At 36.8% G+C, this 18,992-nt stretch carries 12 protein-coding genes and 3 rRNA genes; 10 read left to right on the top strand and 5 right to left on the bottom strand.

Annotated elements, in window-relative coordinates:
* Positions 1-446: 446 nt before the first annotated feature.
* From ACQW5G_RS02975 to rrf, 3 genes are all read left to right on the top strand, one after another.
* Positions 447-2,023: ribosomal RNA gene (locus ACQW5G_RS02975) — 16S ribosomal RNA — on the top strand.
* A gap of 218 nt (positions 2,024-2,241) precedes the next feature.
* A 23S ribosomal RNA gene (locus ACQW5G_RS02970) occupies positions 2,242-5,158 on the top strand.
* Between the two features lie 79 nt (positions 5,159-5,237).
* Positions 5,238-5,354, top strand: a 5S ribosomal RNA gene (gene rrf, locus ACQW5G_RS02965).
* Together the 16S, 23S and 5S rRNA genes form the textbook arrangement of a ribosomal RNA operon.
* Before the next feature lie 57 nt (positions 5,355-5,411).
* Here the strand turns inward: rrf and ACQW5G_RS02960 are convergent.
* Positions 5,412-5,603, bottom strand: coding sequence for a hypothetical protein (locus tag ACQW5G_RS02960; protein ID WP_429971589.1), 192 nt, complete (start codon positions 5,601-5,603; stop codon positions 5,412-5,414).
* Positions 5,604-5,692: 89 nt separating this feature from the next.
* A complete protein-coding gene (locus ACQW5G_RS02955) occupies positions 5,693-6,064 on the bottom strand; it encodes a hypothetical protein (RefSeq protein WP_429971588.1) in 372 nt (123 codons plus the stop codon).
* A gap of 138 nt (positions 6,065-6,202) precedes the next feature.
* Here ACQW5G_RS02955 and ACQW5G_RS02950 point away from each other — a divergent pair, with 138 nt between their 5' ends.
* From ACQW5G_RS02950 to ACQW5G_RS02935, 4 genes are all read left to right on the top strand, one after another.
* On the top strand, positions 6,203-6,694 hold the full coding sequence (locus ACQW5G_RS02950) for a helix-turn-helix domain-containing protein (protein ID WP_429970275.1): 492 nt from the start codon (positions 6,203-6,205) through the stop codon (positions 6,692-6,694).
* Positions 6,667-7,560: an IS3 family transposase gene (locus ACQW5G_RS02945; RefSeq protein WP_429970274.1), complete on the top strand. Its 894-nt coding sequence runs from the start codon at positions 6,667-6,669 to the stop codon at positions 7,558-7,560. The genes ACQW5G_RS02950 and ACQW5G_RS02945 overlap by 28 nt, the downstream gene beginning before the upstream one ends.
* Positions 7,561-7,679: 119 nt before the next feature.
* A complete protein-coding gene (locus ACQW5G_RS02940) occupies positions 7,680-8,516 on the top strand; it encodes a MucBP domain-containing protein (protein ID WP_429971587.1) in 837 nt (278 codons plus the stop codon).
* Positions 8,517-8,678: 162 nt separating this feature from the next.
* Positions 8,679-9,239 carry an LptM family lipoprotein gene (locus ACQW5G_RS02935; RefSeq protein WP_429971585.1) on the top strand — a complete coding sequence of 187 codons (561 nt, stop codon included), beginning with the start codon at positions 8,679-8,681 and terminating at the stop codon, positions 9,237-9,239.
* A 92-nt stretch (positions 9,240-9,331) separates the two neighbouring features.
* On the opposite strand, the gene ACQW5G_RS02930 is transcribed toward ACQW5G_RS02935, so the two are convergent.
* Entirely contained in the window at positions 9,332-10,645 is a 1,314-nt protein-coding gene (locus ACQW5G_RS02930) for a DUF6056 family protein (protein WP_429971584.1), read from the bottom strand.
* A 250-nt stretch (positions 10,646-10,895) separates the two neighbouring features.
* Entirely contained in the window at positions 10,896-13,580 is a 2,685-nt protein-coding gene (locus tag ACQW5G_RS02925; RefSeq protein WP_429971583.1) for an HAD-IC family P-type ATPase, read from the bottom strand.
* Positions 13,581-13,770: 190 nt separating this feature from the next.
* On the opposite strand from ACQW5G_RS02925, the gene ACQW5G_RS02920 reads away from it, so the two are divergent.
* From ACQW5G_RS02920 to ACQW5G_RS02910, 3 genes are all read left to right on the top strand, one after another.
* Positions 13,771-16,038, top strand: a complete 2,268-nt coding sequence (locus ACQW5G_RS02920; protein WP_429971582.1) for an ATP-binding cassette domain-containing protein — start codon at positions 13,771-13,773, stop codon at positions 16,036-16,038.
* A 316-nt stretch (positions 16,039-16,354) separates the two neighbouring features.
* Positions 16,355-17,131: an amino acid ABC transporter substrate-binding protein gene (locus tag ACQW5G_RS02915; protein WP_429971581.1), complete on the top strand. Its 777-nt coding sequence runs from the start codon at positions 16,355-16,357 to the stop codon at positions 17,129-17,131.
* Positions 17,132-17,142: 11 nt separating this feature from the next.
* The gene (locus ACQW5G_RS02910; protein ID WP_429971580.1) at positions 17,143-17,748 is read left to right on the top strand and encodes a carbonic anhydrase family protein; all 606 of its coding nucleotides are present in this window, start codon (positions 17,143-17,145) and stop codon (positions 17,746-17,748) included.
* A gap of 705 nt (positions 17,749-18,453) precedes the next feature.
* Here ACQW5G_RS02910 and nrdI read toward each other — a convergent pair.
* Positions 18,454-18,921: a class Ib ribonucleoside-diphosphate reductase assembly flavoprotein NrdI gene (nrdI, locus tag ACQW5G_RS02905; protein WP_429971578.1), complete on the bottom strand. Its 468-nt coding sequence runs from the start codon at positions 18,919-18,921 to the stop codon at positions 18,454-18,456.
* Positions 18,922-18,992: the final 71 nt, after the last annotated feature.

Genomic DNA, 18,992 nt, shown 5'->3' with positions numbered 1-18,992 from the left:
ATAATAGTAAAAACATCTTCGATAATTAATTCGGAGATGTTTTTTTAGTTTGACCAATAAGAGATGCTTATAATGAAGAATTTAGTTTTACAAAGTGATTTATAATTACAAAAATAAAAAAGTTTGACTTTTTTTGACCAAACTGTTGACATGCGGGTTTGAGGGGTATATAGTTAATGTTGTTGAAAAGGGAATGACCTGATTTGATGATTTTAATTGAGTTTAAAAATCATTGATCAAATTGTTTGACCTTTCTTGACCAATATGTTATATTAATAAAGTACCAGTTGAGGTACTTGTCAGTATGATCTTTGAAAACTGAATAAGATTTTGATTACAATAATAAAGTGTAAGGATAACTTTTGAACTTAGTTCAAGAGTTAAACAATTGCAATGTCAATTTGCTAATAAATATAAATTAATTTGAGCTAGTAAAGTTCTCATTATAAAATGAGAGTTTGATCCTGGCTCAGGACGAACGTTGGCGGCGTGCCTAATACATGCAAGTCGAACGAAGTCGCCTAATTGAAATGAGATGCTTGCATCGATTCGATTTTAGATCCGACTGAGTGGCGAACTGGTGAGTAACACGTGGGTAACCTGCCCAGAAGAAGGGGATAACACCTGGAAACAGATGCTAATACCGTATAACAACAAGAACCGCATGGTTCTTGTTTGAAAGCTGGCCTTTGTGCTAGTGCTTCTGGATGGACCCGCGGCGTATTAGCTAGTTGGTGAGATAATAGCTCACCAAGGCGATGATACGTAGCAGACCTGAGAGGGTAATCTGCCACAATGGGACTGAGACACGGCCCATACTCCTACGGGAGGCAGCAGTAGGGAATCTTCCACAATGGACGAAAGTCTGATGGAGCAACGCCGCGTGAGTGAAGAAGGGTTTCGGCTCGTAAAACTCTGTTGTTAGAGAAGAACGGCTGTGAGAGTAACTGCTCACAGCGTGACGGTATCTAACCAGAAAGTCACGGCTAACTACGTGCCAGCAGCCGCGGTAATACGTAGGTGGCAAACGTTGTCCGGATTTATTGGGCGTAAAGGGAGCGCAGGCGGTTTATTAAGTCTGATGTGAAAGCCTTCGGCTTAACCGGAGAAGTGCATCGGAAACTGATAAACTTGAGTGCAGAAAAGGATAGTGGAACTTCATGTGTAGCGGTGAAATGCGTAGATATATGAAGGAACACCAGTGGCGAAGGCGGCTATCTGGTCTGTAACTGACGCTGAGGCTCGAAAGCATGGGTAGCAAACAGGATTAGATACCCTGGTAGTCCATGCCGTAAACGATGAATGCTAGGTGTTGGGAGGTTTCCGCCTCTCAGTGCCGCAGCTAACGCATTAAGCATTCCGCCTGGGGAGTACGACCGCAAGGTTGAAACTCAAAGGAATTGACGGGGACCCGCACAAGCGGTGGAGCATGTGGTTTAATTCGATGCTACGCGAAGAACCTTACCAGGACTTGACATCTTCTGCCAATCTAAGAGATTAGACGTTCCTTTCGTGGACAGAATGACAGGTGGTGCATGGTTGTCGTCAGCTCGTGTCGTGAGATGTTGGGTTAAGTCCCGCAACGAGCGCAACCCTTGTCTTTAGTTGCCAGCATTAAGTTGGGCACTCTAGAGAGACTGCCGGTGATAAACCGGAGGAAGGTGGGGACGACGTCAAATCATCATGCCCCTTATGTCCTGGGCTACACACGTGCTACAATGGACGATACAACGAGTTGCGAAACCGCGAGGTCAAGCTAATCTCTTAAAGTCGTTCTCAGTTCGGATTGCAGGCTGCAACTCGCCTGCATGAAGTTGGAATCGCTAGTAATCGTGGATCAGCATGCCACGGTGAATACGTTCCCGGGTCTTGTACACACCGCCCGTCACACCATGAGAGTTTGTAACACCCAAAGTCGGTTGGATAACCTTTTAGGAGTCCGCCGCCTAAGGTGGGACAGATGATTAGGGTGAAGTCGTAACAAGGTAGCCGTAGGAGAACCTGCGGCTGGATCACCTCCTTTCTAAGGAATAATTCGGAACCTTACATGATCTAAATCTTATTCAGTTTTGAGAGATTTTACTCTCAGAACTTTGTTCTTTGAAAACTAGATAATATTATTTTCTGTAATAATTATATTTTTATATAATTGAACCGAGAAATAACCATTGTGTTATTTTTGAGTTTTTAATTAGTTTTAATCGCTAAAACTCAATATAATTTATAATCCTTAGGATTATAGGTTAAGTTAATAAGGGCGCATGGTGAATGCCTTGGTACTAGGAGCCGATGAAGGACGCAACTAACTGCGATAAGCTTCGGGGAGCTGTACGTAAGCTTTGATCCGGAGATTTCCGAATGAGGAAACTCGGCCAGTGTAATGACTGGTCATTGCATAGTGAATACATAGCTATGCAAAGGTAGACGAGGGGAACTGAAACATCTAAGTACCCTCAGGAATATAAAGAAATTTCGATTCCCTAAGTAGCGGCGAGCGAACGGGGAACAGCCCAAACCGAACCCTTGTGGTTCGGGGTTGTAGGACTGAACATTTGAGTTACAAAAGTATTTGATAATTGAATTAGTTGGGAAACTAAGCCAAAGAGAGTGATAGCCTCGTAAATGAAATCAAATACCCTCAGTTCAGGATCCTGAGTACGGCGACACACGTGAAACGTCGTCGGAATCCGGGAGGACCATCTCCCAAGGCTAAATACTTCCTAGTGACCGATAGTGAACCAGTACCGTGAGGGAAAGGTGAAAAGCACCCCGGAAGGGGAGTGAAATAGTTCCTGCAACCATGTGCCTACAAGCAGTCAGAGTCCGTTAATGGATGATGGCGTGCCTTTTGTAGAATGAACCGGCGAGTTACAGTTGCATGCAAGGTTAAGCCGAAAAAGCGGAGCCGTAGCGAAAGCAAGTCTTAATAGGGCGTCTTAGTATGTTGCCGTAGACCCGAAACCAGGTGATCTACCCATGTCCAGGATGAAAGTGCGGTAATACGCACCGGAGGTCCGAACCCGTGTACGTTGAAAAGTGCTGGGATGAGGTGTGGGTAGCGGTGAAATTCCAAACGAACTTGGAGATAGCTGGTTCTCTCCGAAATAGCTTTAGGGCTAGCCTTGGATTTAGAATCATGGAGGTAGAGCAACTGTTTGAGCAAGGGGTCCATCTAGGATTACTGAGTTCAGATAAACTCCGAATACCATTGATTTATGTCCAGGAGTCAGACGATGAGTGATAAGATCCATCGTCGAAAGGGGAACAGCCCAGACCGTCAGTTAAGGTCCCTAAATATATGCTAAGTGGAAAAGGAAGTGGAGTTGCCTAGACAACTAGGATGTTGGCTCAGAAGCAGCCACCATTTAAAGAGTGCGTAATAGCTCACTAGTCGAGTGATTCTGCGCCGAAAATTTACCGGGGCTAAGCATATTACCAAAACTACGGACGCAACTTAGGTTGCGTGATAGGAGAGCGTTCTAAGGGCAATGAAGGTAGACCGTAAGGACTACTGGAGCGCTTAGAAGTGAGAATGCCGGTATGAGTAGCGAAAGATCAGTGAGAATCTGATCCACCGTATGACTAAGGTTTCCTGGGGAAGGCTCGTCCACCCAGGGTTAGTCGGGACCTAAGCCGAGGCTGAGAAGCGTAGGCGATGGATAACAGGTTGAGATTCCTGTACTAGTTAATTATGTTTGAACAACGGAGGGACGCAGTAGGCTAAGATATGCGCACGGTTGGATATGTGCGTTTAAATTGTAAGTCAGTTTGAGAGTCAAATGCTTTCAAGCGAGTTGACAAGCAATGATGAGGATCGAAATTTAAGTAGAGAAGTATCTGATGTCACACTGCCGAGAAAAGCTTCTAGTTAGTAATTAATTACCCGTACCGCAAACCGACACAGGTAGTCGAGGAGAGTATCCTCAGGTGAGCGAGAGAACTATTGTTAAGGAACTCGGCAAAATGACCCCGTAACTTCGGAAGAAGGGGTGCTGACCGCAAGGTCAGCCGCAGTGAAAAGACTCAAACGACTGTTTATCAAAAACACAGGTTTATGCAAAATCGTAAGATGAAGTATATGGGCTGACGCCTGCCCGGTGCTGGAAGGTTAAGTGGAAGTGTTAGCTTTGGCGAAGCACTGAAATGAAGCCCCAGTAAACGGCGGCCGTAACTATAACGGTCCTAAGGTAGCGAAATTCCTTGTCGGGTAAGTTCCGACCCGCACGAAAGGCGTAACGATTTGAGTACTGTCTCAACAATAGACTCGGTGAAATTAAGATACCTGTGAAGAAGCAGGTTACCCGCGACAGGACGGAAAGACCCCATGGAGCTTTACTGTAGCTTGATATTGGGTGTTTACATAACTTGTACAGGATAGGTAGGAGCCATAGAAGCCGGGACGCTAGTCTCGGTGGAGGCGTTAGTGGGATACTACCCTTGTTATGTGAACACTCTAACCCTGCGCACTGATCGTGCGCGGAGACAGTGTCTGGTTGGCAGTTTGACTGGGGCGGTCGCCTCCTAAATAGTAACGGAGGCGCTCAAAGGTTTGCTTAGAATGGTTGGAAATCATTCCTAAAGTGTAAAGGCAAAAGCAAGCTTGACTGCGAGACATACAGGTCGAGCAGGGACGAAAGTCGGACTTAGTGATCCGGTGGTACCATATGGAAGGGCCATCGCTCAACGGATAAAAGCTACCCTGGGGATAACAGGCTTATCTCCCCCAAGAGTTCACATCGACGGGGAGGTTTGGCACCTCGATGTCGGCTCATCGCATCCTGGAGCTGTAGTTGGTTCCAAGGGTTGGGCTGTTCGCCCATTAAAGCGGTACGCGAGCTGGGTTCAGAACGTCGTGAGACAGTTCGGTCCCTATCCGTCGCGGGCGCAGGAAATTTGAGAGGAGCTGTCCCTAGTACGAGAGGACCGGGATGGACATACCGCTGGTGTATCAGTTGCGCCGCCAGGCGCATTGCTGAGTAGCTATGTATGGATGAGATAAACGCTGAAAGCATCTAAGTGTGAAACTCGCCTCAAGATGAGATTTCCCATTCCTATATGGAAGTAAGACCCCTGAAAGATGATCAGGTAGATAGGTTAGAAGTGGAAGCACAGTGATGTGTGAAGCGGACTAATACTAATCGGTCGAGGACTTAACCAAGAAAAATAAATAATAGAATGGTAATCGGAAGAAAATAATATTGTCTAGTTTTGAGAGAGCAAAGTTCTTAAAAAAATAGTGTGATGGTAATAGCCTGAAGGATACACCTGTTCCCATGCCGAACACAGAAGTTAAGCTTCAGTACGCCAAAAGTAGTTGGGGGATCGCCCCCTGCGAGGATAGGGCATCGTCACGCAACCTAAATAAAAAAAGATCCAGTAACGTTAATTCGTTACTGGATCTTTTTTTATGATTATTTATTGTTTAAAGCAAATTCTTTTAATGCTGCAAAAGCATCGTTATCAATTTCTTCAGTAGTGTTATTTGTAAAAGTAACACGGTATGAAATAATACGACCTTCTGAGGTATGTGGAGTGATTGAATTAACGTTATCGATGTTAATCATGCGTCCATCACCAGTTTCTAGTAAACCTGAAAACTTCATAATATACATCTCCTTAATTAGATTAAATTTATTATCTCAAAACAATGATAGATAATAAAGTGATGCAACTTCTTAATTTAAATTTTTATTTATTTAGAACTATTTAAAATGTTTTCGAATGCTTTTAATGTATCTTGATGTTCTTGGGGAGTGATATTATTTACTTCTTCTTGCCAGTCTAAATAATTACCCAATTTAATGTCAGAAATGTATTTAATTGGTTTGTATTTTTTGTCTGGTTCTTCAGTATGATATGTTTTAGTTACAACTGCTACATCTTCTGGGAAGAAATCTTTTCGTAATTCGATCTCAGGGTGGACAATGGTTCCTACTTGAACTACATCACGATATTCTTCGGGTAATTGAAAAATATATGGCTTCATATAGATCGATTTTCCATTGTTTTTTACCCAGTAAACTTGAACTGTATTATTTAATAGTGCTTTAGAATCATTTTCCATAATAATAACCTCACTTATTTAAATTTTATAAGGCAAGTTTAACACTTATTTTAAATTAATTGTAAAAGAAGGATTGGTGGATATTATTGAAATGAACTGAACCCCTTAAATTGGAGAACCCAATTTAGGAGGTTCTTTTTGTTTACATCAGAAATCAAATTAGCTGCTATTAAAGATTACAATAATGGCGTTCCAACAAATACTATAATGCGAAAATATGGTATTAAGGGTACAGCTACGCTGTACGAATGGATAAAACGTTTAGAAATATTTGGTGAAAGTGGATTAATTAATAATTCAACCAAGACACGATACTCTTATTCATTTAAAATTAAGGTTATAAATTGGCGTCTTGAAAATAATGAATCATATCCTAATACTTCACGTTACTTTAAAATTAGGAATCCTGTGACAATATTTCAGTGGGAAAAGTTATTATCAATTGGACGTCTAAAACCTTTTAAAGGAAGACTAATCAAAATGAATAATAATAAAGAATCACTAGAGGAAAAATTAAACAGACTTGAACAAGAAAACACCTACTTAAAAGCTAAAATTCAATACATGGGAAAAATAAAAGCCTTAACTCAAAGTCAAAAGAAATGCCAAACAGAGAAAAAACACAAATAATTACTGAGTTAAGGCGTGACTTTAATTACCCGTTACACATGTTATTAGATATAGCAGAAATATCTAGTAGTAGTTATCATGATTCATTAAAACGTGACTATTCTAGTAATGACCAAAGGGTCATTGCAGAAATCAAAAGAATTAGGTCTGAATTTATTGATTATGGATATAGAAGGATTACTTTAGAATTAAATAATTTAGGATTTAAAATAAATCACAAAAAAGTCCTCCGAATAATGAATTCAGAAGGACTATTGTGTACTGCTTATGAAAGAAAAACTAGAAAATATAATTCATACAAAGGAAAACGTGGAAAAGTATCTCCCAATAGAATTAATAGACGATTCAAAACTGACAGACCTTTACAGAAAATAGTTACTGACGTTACTGAAATACGTTGGGGTAATAAGACCATGAATGAACGAGCTTATTTTACAGCATATATGGATTTGTATAATAACGAAATTATAACCTGGAGTCTAAGTTTGCATCCAACTGTAGAGTTTGTTGTAAAACCTTTAGCAGAATTAGTTTTAGCTCGTCCAAAATTAAAATATCGTATGACAGTTCATTCTGATCAAGGATTTCAATATCAAAATGCAAAATTCGTAAATATTTTGAAAGATAATAAAGTATTTCAAAGCATGAGCCGTAAGGCTACATGTTTGGATAATGCTTGTATTGAAAGTTTTTTCAATCAATTAAAAGTTGGAACAATTCATAACTTTAGTTATGATAGTTACTCAAAACTAAAGTCAGCTGTTAATAAATACGTCCATATATATAATAATTATCGTATTAAAGAAAAACTGGGCGGAATGTCACCGGTTCAATACCGGCTCTATTCCGCCCAGAAAATTGCATAACCATTCTCCAATTTTAAGGGTTCAGGTCAAAATTGTTTTTTATTTTGGAAAAAATTAGATGCTTGTATTAAAATAATCGTTGATAACAGAATGATTCTAAAATGATAGGACTTGAAATAATGAAATTTAAAAGAATAGCTTTTTTAACGTTGCTTAGCGCAACCATTTTCTTGGGCTTTACATACGTCATGCCAAATTTAAACGGTATCCAGGCAGAAACAACACAATCATCAGCAACGACTAGTCAAGGTGAAATAGTCGTTAATTATGTTGATCAAAATGGGAATACCCTTCGTCCCGCAACGACAGTTATGGGAAAGTCCGGAAGTACATATACTGCCGCTATCCCAAATATTCCGGGATATACATATTCAAAAATTGAAAATGGTGAAAATGATAACTATGGACCACAGATGGTTTTTGGTGGTGGTGATAACGTGACGAACGTTTTGCAAATGGTAATTGTATATAAAAATACAGGATCTACCTCATCTTCTAATAAAGAAGTTAACAGTTCTGCAAATAATACAGCTACTAAAAATGCGAATAGTAGTGTCACTAATAATACAAATAAAAACACTAATACTAATTCAAAGAATATAGGTTCTAATAGTACTGCAAGTAAAGTTAATAAAAATGCTACCTCAAAGTCTGCAAATTCTAATGCTGATGGCAGTAATGATGCTTCCAAAAATGATTCAAATAAAGTTAACAATGATAGTAAAGATAGTAAATCAAATCATAATAATTCAAAACCTGAAAAAACTGATTCTAAAAAAAGTAATAAACCCAAAAAACAAGCTAAAACAAATCAATCTGATGATAGTAAAAAAGCTGAAAAATCTAATAAAAATAGTTCATTAGGATGGATTGTTAGTGGAATAGTGTTATTAATAGCAGCTATAGGTGTCTTTACTTGGTATAAAATGAAACCAGGAAGCCATTTTAAACGTTAATAGGGGTTTATAAAAAGTATCTATGTAGTATAAAAACGATAAAACAACGATGGAATTGTTTTATCGTTGTTTTGTATTTAATTTATATAGATAATTGATAAAAGTTTATAATTAAGTAGGTAAATAGTGTGTAATTATTAGTAAATTATAAGGAGATTAATTATGAAAAAATTATTATTATCTGTATTTGCTTTAATAACAGCAACTAGTTTGGCAGCTTGTGGAAATGAAAATAATTCTACAGGAAAGACTAAAAATAACATTAAAACAGAACAACATAAGCCTGATAAAAAGACCAGCCCCAAATCAGATAAAAAGAATGATTCAGAATCCGATAAGTCTAATGAAAATAATACGAATGCTGAAACAACTAATAAGAATGATGATGCTAAGGCAGCTACAACTGACAAATCCAATGATACTAGTGTAACAACTAACAATAGCGGAAGCAATGCTACATCGACACAAGAAAGTCAAACACCTAGATCACAAAAAGATGAGACTAATGGCATGGGGAACGTCGTAACTAGTCCAAGCCAAGCAATTGCAACTTTACAAAATGGATTAGGGAATAACAGTGATTTTGCATATACGATGCTTTCAACAGCAAACCATATGTATGAAATTCAAGTAACATCAAAATCAATTAAAGCACAGGGTGGAACTGGTACAGTTGGAATATATGACGTTATGGAAGATGGAACATATTTCTTAAGACCATAAAAACTATTTATTATAGTTTCCACGATGAGATTCATTTAAGTTACTAGAATAATAATTAAAGAAAAATAGCTAAGCACTTTTTAAGTGCCTAGCTATTTATTTAATGAATTATTTTTAAGTACAACTTTATTTATATGAAATTCATTTTCATAACCAGTATTAACAAAATAGTTAGGATCAGTCCTTAGATCTGAAAGACCATACGTTATTGAATACTTGCCTTTACCATAATAAGGTAATTTTTTTATTTCCATATCGGAGTGATTTTTATTTTGTTTTATTAACTCATTTCTTGAATTAATGGCGGAATTGGTTTTATGGGAGTCGATTATTCCATTAGTTAAATTAATGAACGTAAGAATGGTCATAATGGTTAATATGATTGATTGTAATGAGAGTAAGTATTTATCGTTGTAATCAAAATCGATTAACTTACTGCATGCAATAACCATTAGAACAAAACCACCAAAGCATGCTCGACCTTCTCCAGATCCTTCGGGTGATACGTTAAGCACATATATAACGGCAAGTCCTGCTACAAAGTAAGCTAGTGCAGTTATATAGGCCTTGTTTTTTACTATTACAATATTAGTAATACATAATACTATAAATATAATTGAAATCCAGTATAGTTGTGACATCATAAAATTATTTGTGATAGGTAAATTAGTATATATTTTTTTGAAGATATTCATTTTCATGAAATCAGAATGCGTTAGTGACCGTAATCTACTACCAGGCGATACCAAAAGAATAATGTAACCTACTACCATAAAAAAGATTGGAAGCATTTTTTGATAGTTAATTTTAATTTTTCCAATAGCTAAGTAAAAAATTATAATAATTAATATGCCACCAGGAGTATTTTCATTTGAAAGACCCGCAACAAACCCAAGGATACAGCTGGGTATAATTAACCAGCTCTTATTTTTAAGACTTGGATTATTTGTTAAGAACATAACTAAAAACAATAAAGTAATTGTAGATAATGCTAAATAATTTCCAGTACCAGATCTCCATAAAAATACTTGCGAGAAATTAGGAGTAAATAAGAATAAAGATAGTAAAATGAAAAAATATCTAATATTATTATTCTTTAACGTATTATTTTTGCTTTCAGATAATTTTAAAATTAACAGACTTAGTAATGTGAAAGTGAACCCAATTATTAATCCATAAATAATTGACGGGATATTTGAAAATATTTTAGATAACGTTTGTCCAAAAAATCTTCCATTCCAGTATAAGTAGTCATCGCATGAAGATTTAATTATTTCATGGAAACTTTTACGTGAAAAACATAAGTCGTCTGCCCATTTTGGAGTAAGGGTAGCCCAAGTAGACATTAAAATAAAAGTTAAAAACGAAAATAAAATAATAAAATGTTTTTTAGCTAATTTTTGCATAAATTCCTCTTGTTTCAATTGAAAATTTTAAATAGATACACGTATATAATACACCACTTGTTAAAGCATACACAAAAGCAATTATCATACTTATATTTGATATAAAATGTTATTACATAAGTGTTTATTGATTTTTATTATTAGTATATTTTTTCTGATTTATAGTTATATTGTGAATTAATGTTCATACAATTTATTTAACAAAAACAAACAAGGACTCTTAATTTAAGAATCCTTGTTTGTTTTTTTATTATAAAACCGGTAACTTTAATTTTTTCCGAATTGCTTTGTTAATTTCAGCCACAATCAAAACGGGCAAACTAGAAACAATCACGATTAACCAATCATGTAGTGAAAGTCCTGCGGTTGAGAAGACTCCATTCATAAAGAGATTATAAGTGAAGAACAGTTGTAACAAAATCATGGCGATGATGGAAACGTAAGCCATCGGATTTGAGAAAATAACTTTTTTCGATAGAGCAAAGGCAGAAGTCCGGATGTTGAAAAGATAGAAAATCTTACCGAAAATGATGATATTCACGGCCATCGTACTAGCAATTGCAAATGGTACGGAGTGAGCTTCCGCAATTTCAAAAATAATGAGAGCCATTCCGGCAATAATTAAACTAACGTACATCATTTGGCAGACATCATGGCGAGTCATTAATTTTTGATATTTATTGCGTGGTGGTCGTTGCATTAGTCCAGGTTCAGCTGGTTCAAAAATGAAAGCTAGTTGGATTGTGACAGCTGAAACCATGTTGATCCAGAGTAATTGGGTAGGGGTTAGTGGCATTGGTTGCTGCAACAAAATACTAATAAAAACAATCAATCCCTCGGCAAAACTAGTTGGTAATAGGAATAAAATGGTTTTCTTAATGTTGTCATATAAACGCCGACCTTGAGCAATCGCAGTTTCAATGGTAGAAAAATCATCATCCGCTAAAATAACATCCGCCGATTCCTTAGCAACATCCGTTCCTTTAACTCCCATTGCAATCCCAATATCAGCTTTCTTCAAAGCAGGGGCATCATTGACCCCATCACCAACCATGGCGGTAACATTGCCGTTCTTTTGATAAGCTTCTACGATTTTGAGTTTGTCAAAAGGAGTGGTGCGGGCGAACACATCGTAGTTTTCGACCAAGGCTGCTAATTCATCAAGTGACAGAGCGTTAACTTCTTTACCAGTCATCGTTTGGATATTTTCTGATAAACCAAGTTGGCGTCCAATCGCACTCGCAGTTTCAACAGCATCCCCAGTAATCATCTTAACTTTGATACCAGCTGTCCGCATTTCTTTGATAGTTTGAATTACTTCAGGACGAGGTGGATCAGTAATGGCCACTAAACCTAAGAAGATAATTCCGTTATTTTCGATGGAATCGGTCGTAATTTCGACACAATCAGCTGCCTCAGGAACATATCCGACAGCAATCACTCGTTTACCAGTATTGGCAAATTTGGAAACTTGGGATTCTAATGCGGATGCATCAAAGTTAGAATCATATTGTTTAGCAAGACGGAATAAAGTATCTGGAGCACCTTTAATCGCTGTGAGATGGTCATTATTTGGCATTTTAACCAACTTAGCAATGTAACGATAGTCTGAATCAAACGGAATACGATCAATTTCGGATGCATCTGGTTCAGTTACGCCAAAGGCCTTGTAATAAGCTGTGATAAACGCACCATCAGTTGGTTCACCATTAATCGTCCAGGCTCCATCTTCTTGGAAAATCAAAGCATCATTAGCTTCAAATCCCATGAAGAGGAGTTTTTGTAAATCAGCATCTGGGTTAACTGGTTGACCATCTAATGTAATAGCACCTTCTGGATTATAGCCATTTCCAGATACTTGATAATGACGATCTTTGATGATGATATCTTGAATCATCATTTCGTTTTTAGTCAAAGTACCGGTCTTATCAGTCGCAATAATATCAATCGCACCTAAAGTTTCAGCAGCGGGTAACGTTTTGATAATGGCGTGTTCTTTAGTTAGTTTTTGGGCCCCAGCAGCTAAAATAATTGAAGTTGCAGCGGGTAAACCTTCAGGCATCGAACCAACAATCATTGTAATAATGGCCATGGTCAAGACTGGAAGAGAGTAAATATTCAAGACTAATCCGAAGATGAATAAAACTACGGATGAAATGATAATAAACCATGAAATTCCAGTTCCTAATTGATCTAGTTCACGAGTTAGTGGTGATTTTTGGCGTTTGATATCTTGGACACTGGTAGAAATTTTACCAATTTCGGTGTGTTCCCCAGTTGCGACGACAATTCCTAAACCACTCCCATTGGTTACACCAGTTGAAGCAAACGCCATGTTAGTTTGTTCAGCTAATGGAGTATCTGGAGCCAGGGGAGCAATCGTTTTGGCAACGGAATCAGATTCCCCAGTTAAAGATGATTCTTGAATGCGCAAACTATCTACGTCAATTAAACGTAAATCAGCCGGAACATTGTCGCCAGCTTCTAAATAAACGACATCGCCTACGACTAAATCACGAGCCGAAATTTGTTGTCGTTGACCGTTACGATAAACATTGGCTTCAGTTGAAAGTAAGTTTTTGATTTTTTCAAGCGCATTACTGGCTTTGACTTCTTGTCCAAAACCAATTACAGCGTTGATGATAATTACAATCGTAATTACAATTGAATCAGAATAGTGTCGCATCAATAAAGTTAGGATAGCGGCCAAAATCAAAATATAAATAATGATGTTATTGAATTGCTGAATAAAAATCAGCCATTTGGGCGTTACCTTACTATCTAACTCATTGTAGCCATCTTGTTTTAAACGGGACTTCACAGCGGAAGTTGACAATCCATGTGAGGCATTCGTGTCGAACTCCTTAATGATTTCAGTCTCAGTTTGGTGATAATAATTGGAACACGACGGGCTAGGTTTTTCTTTTTGCGGCACTTTAGTTCTCCTTTATAAAAACGGGTGAGTTATAAAAATGTATTCATCACTAAAATTAACATATTGGCGCGTTTTTACATAGGTCTTTAACAATAAATTAAACATATTTATTTCACGGGGCTTTTTAATAGCTCAAAATCGAAAACAATATTAAAATTAAAGGTAATAAATATTCGATTAGGAGGGTACTATGGCCGAAAATTATTATCGGAAACAAATTGAAGTTTCTGATGCACATCAAAATAATTTGAAACACGTTAACATCGATTTACCAAAACATGAAATTACTGTTTTCTTAGGTGAATCAGGTTCAGGAAAGTCTTCATTAGTATTTGATACAGTGGCTGCCATGTCACGGCGAGAATTAAACGAAACTTTCCCCAGTTTCTCACAACAATACCTACCTAAATATGGACAACCCCACGTTGGTGATATTAAGAATTTACCAGTTGCAATTGCGATTGAACAAAAACAATTAACTGGTAACGCACGGTCTACTTTAGCAACTTACACGGGAATGTACTCATTACTTCGTTTGTTATTCTCACGGGTTGGGGATAAATTCGTTGGTTATTCTGAAGTATTTTCATTTAACTTGCCTCAAGGAATGTGTCCACACTGTGAAGGTTTAGGATACGTCGATGATATTGATGAAAGTAAATTAATTGATCCAGAAAAATCATTAAATACCGGTGCCATGACCTTTGTTAGTTTCAAACCTAACAGTTGGAGATGGCGTCGTTATGGAGATACTGGCCTATTTGATAACGATAAAAAAATCAAAGACTATACTCCAGAAGAATATGAATTATTGATGCATGCGCCTAAGTTGCCATTTCCTAATTCACCTAAAGCTTTCAAGAGTAAAGATTATGAAGGGTTAGTTCCTCGAATTATGCGTTCAATTATTCATAGTTCTGAAGGTAAACATCATAAAGCTGCCATTGATGCTGTGGTTACCCGTCACGACTGTCCTGTTTGTCACGGAACTCGTTTGAACAAGCGAGCTTTAAGTGTTCGAATTAATGACGTCAACATTGCAGAAGCTTCACAAATGAACTTGGTGCAATTCCTTGAATTCTTAGACGATATCAAGAACCCACTAGGTGCTGAAATTGTCCGTAGTTTACAAGTTAAGGTCCAACCATTAGTTGATATTGGTTTGGGTTACTTAACCCTTGACCGAATTACTAGTACTTTATCTGGTGGTGAAGTACAACGTATCAAGATTGCCAAACATTTAACTAATGCTTTGTCAGACATTCTTTATGTCTTTGATGAACCTAGTGTTGGTTTGCATCCTCACGATATTGAATTAATTAAAAAAGCTTTAGTTAGTTTGAAAGAAAAAGGAAATACCGTTTTCGTTGTCGACCATAACCCAGCAATCTTTTCAATTGCTGATCACGTTGTTGAAGTGGGTCCTGAATCTGGTGCTAACGGGGGTACGATTACCTTTGAAGGAACTTTCCCAGAACTAAAATCATCTGATACATTGACTGGTAAATGGCTTAGAAAGAAACATTACTTCCCAGAAGTGCGGAAACCTAAGAAATTTATCGATTTGGAACACGTGAACTTGCATAACTTAAAAGACGTAAGTGCTAAAGTTCCAATGGGAATTATGACAGTCTTTTCAGGGGTTGCTGGTTCAGGTAAATCATCATTAGCGGAAGCTTTGAAGATTAAATTGAACGGTAATTACGTTGATTTAACCCAAAAGACGGCCGGAATTAGTATTCGTTCTACTCCAGTTACTTATTTGGATATTTTGAATCCAATTCGGCGTTTATTTGCTAAAGCTAACGATGTCTCTACCCAATTATTCAGTTATAACGGAAAAGGAGCATGTCCTCGTTGTAAAGGTAAAGGGGTAACCATTACTGATATGGCGTTCATGGACCCAGTTAAACAAGTCTGTGAAGTCTGTGGCGGTAAACGTTACAGTAAGGAAGCTTTGCAATACAAGTACAATGGCAAAGATATTGCGGAAGTATTGGCCTTGTCAGTTGATAAGGCCCAAGCATTCTTTAAAGACGAAAAAGGCATTTCTGAACCATTAGAACGGATGCGTCAAGTCGGATTAGGCTACTTAGGCCTTGATCAAGCTTTGACAACGGTATCTGGTGGTGAATTACAACGACTTCGTTTAGCTCAAACACTAGGAGAAAACGGTCAAACTTACTTCCTTGATGAACCAACGGCTGGTCTTCACATGAAGGATACTGATAAGTTAGTTAAATTATTCCGGAACATGGTTAAGAACGGTGATAGTTTAATTATCGTAGAACACAACCTCGATGTAATCAGTCAAGCTGATTGGTTAATTGACATGGGTCCTGGTGCCGGTATTTATGGTGGGACTGTCTTATACAGCGGTACTCCAGAGGGCTCAATTGACGATGAACAATCATTTACTGGTCGGGCTTTGAAGAAATATATGGCTGAAAATAAATAAAGATCCTTTACATTAAATTTAAAAAATGTTTTAATGTTACTATCAAAAAGAAAGAAGAAAAGCACATGGAATTTACTACTACTAAAACTAATATTGTTTGTTGCTGTACTTGTTACAAGTAATTAGCAGGATTCGTTGATACGGATGTTGCTGACATCTGTATCTAAGTAGAGTTTATTTTAAGTGCTCAGTTAGATACGTATTTAATCTAACTGATAAACATGGCTTATTATTTAATGAGAAATAAAAACCAGTTAGACTAGGTAGTTAGCTTAGCTGGTTTCTTTTTTTGAAAAATATTTTAAGGGGTAAGGAAATGAAAAAAAGATTAGGTTTATTATTAACAATTGGATTAGCAGCACTGGTGTTAGTTGGGTGTGGTAGCAATCAAAGTAACCAAAATGATACTAAGACACCAGGAACTTTAACCATTGGAATGGAAGGAACTTATGCTCCTTATGCTTATCGTGATAAAGACGGTAAGTTAACTGGGTTTGAAGTTGAATTGGCCCGTGATACAGCTAAAAAGATGGGCTTGAAACCTAAGTTCGTCACAACTGGTTGGGATTCATTGATTGCTGGTTTAGGTTCAAACCAATATGACGTTATCTTTAACGATATGTGGGTGAACCCAGCTCGTGAAAAACAATTTAGATATTCAACACCGTACATCTATTCAAAGAGTGTGCTAATTTCTAAACCTGGTTTGAAGATGGATAACATCAAAGGTAAAACCATTGCCGCAGGAACTGGTACCGAAAACTGGACGACAGCTGAAAAACTCGGAGCTAAAGTAATTGCTGCGCCAGATTTCCAAACTGATATGGACATGATTAACCAAGGACGTGCGGATGGTGCTGTTAATTCAGAGGCAGCATTTAATTACTGGAAGAAGAGTCACAAAGATACTGATTTAACTTACCAAGTCATTCCAGATAAATACATTAAGACAGAACCAATTGCCCCAATGTTAAACAAAAAATCAACTAAGTTAACGAAACAAATGGATAAAGCCATCAAAGCAGAACAAAAAGATGGAACGATTAAACGACTTTCAATGAAATATTTTGGTAAAGATCTTACTCATGAATAGAGGATAAATGTATGTTTGATTATAAAAAACAAAATGACTGGCAACCGGATGGAAATTATCTTCAATCACCAGTTGATATTAAAGATGATAATGTGAAGATTTTGCATCAATTAATTCCATTTGCGATTGTTGATCAAATTGAAATAACTAAGATTGAAAATACTGGAAATAACATTAAATATTCTGGAATTGGAAAGGCCATGATTTTTGGTCATAAATATAATTTTCAACAATTACATTTTCATCATCCAGCAGAACATTTAATTAATGGGAAAGCTGCTGACTTTGAAATTCACTTCGTATTTACGAATGAAATTGGTCAGATGATTGTAGTTGCAATCCTATTAAACGTCGGGGAAGATAGTCCATTTGTGCAACAATTAATTGAACAAAAACTCTTTAATCCACAGTTAAAGATTCCCACGGCCGTTAGTGGATACCATTATTTGGGTTCACTAACTAATCCACCATTGATTCCAGGGGTAGAGTGGTTAATTGTGACAGATCCAATTTTATCGATTGGAAAAGAGCAATTAGAGTGGTTTAAACAACATTTTGCGGAGAACGCTCGTGATGTTCAACCAATGCAAAATCGAACCATTGAAAAATTTGAATAAAAAATTGAAGGAACCCAGCCATGGCGGCGGGTTCCTTTTTTGCTGATTATTTTTTTAGAGAAGGAGGGTTTACAAAAAACGAAACTATGATAATCTATATATACGAACAAATGTTCGCATATCGATTATTTACCGTTTTATCAGAAAGAAGGAATATATGATGAAGAATGATAAAAAAATATTAGCAATTTTGTTGCTCATTTTTGCTTTATTTATCTCTAATAACAGTTCGTTATTCTGGGTTCAAATTACCAAACTTATTTATTCAGCTTTTCTCCTTGTATACGTATTAGTTTTTATCTCCCGTGTTTTTAATAAAGAAAACAATTAAATAAAGAAAGCTCCTAACTTGATGATAAGTTAGGAGCTTTTAATTTAAAATTAGACAATAAAGGAGAATGACGGCGGCAGGGTCGTCACTCTCCAATATATAATTAATGATGGTTGAAGGATTTAACTCCACCAACACCTTTATTTTAGCACATTATGGTAATAAAACAATAATAATTACAACTAAACAAAATTATTTATTAATAATGATACTTATATATTTTTGAATGAGAATATGTAACGAGATAGTGCTTAAAAAAACGCTACCTCAGGGTGAATTATACCTAGTACACAACAACATCGATGTTGCGATATAACTCAATTACATGATAACACAATTAATCTATGACGTAATGTAATTAGTTTATAAGCGTTCTAATTAGTGACTTCCTTGGTTCTTTCAATCAAATCATCGTAGATTCGTTTGACATCCCGATCAGTACCACGAAGTTCAAAATCAGCCAAAAATGGAACATTAAACTGCTTAGAATAACGTTTAGCAGTTAGACAGTATTGAGCATTGAAGTTCTTATTACCACTGCCAATAATCCCTAGACAAGCTTTAGCATTGTCCTTATAACCAATATATTCTCCTAGTGTATTAGTCATTAGTTCGGTTACCCCAGAACCAATTCCATCACCACCATCAAGGTAAGTAGGGACTGAAGCAAAATAGGGTTCTGTTTCATTAGCAAAATCAGTTTGATCACTAATTTCAGTAATGTTAACTAAAGGTAGATTAGCATCTTGAGCATGTTGTTCTTTAGCGTAGTCAGCTAAATTTTCTGCAAAATTTCGAGTGTTACCGGCAATTGATATGTATAAAAATCTAATTGGTTTCATAATATTCTCCTAATCGTTTTCTTCTAGTTTACTCGTTTAAAAATTTAAATTCACTGGCATTTTGGTAAGTG

Origin of the sequence: Fructilactobacillus sp. Tb1 (genome assembly GCF_050500285.1) — a bacterium.
Classification (GTDB): Bacteria; Bacillota; Bacilli; order Lactobacillales; family Lactobacillaceae; genus Fructilactobacillus.
This window is presented reverse-complemented; position numbering and strand designations above follow the sequence as displayed.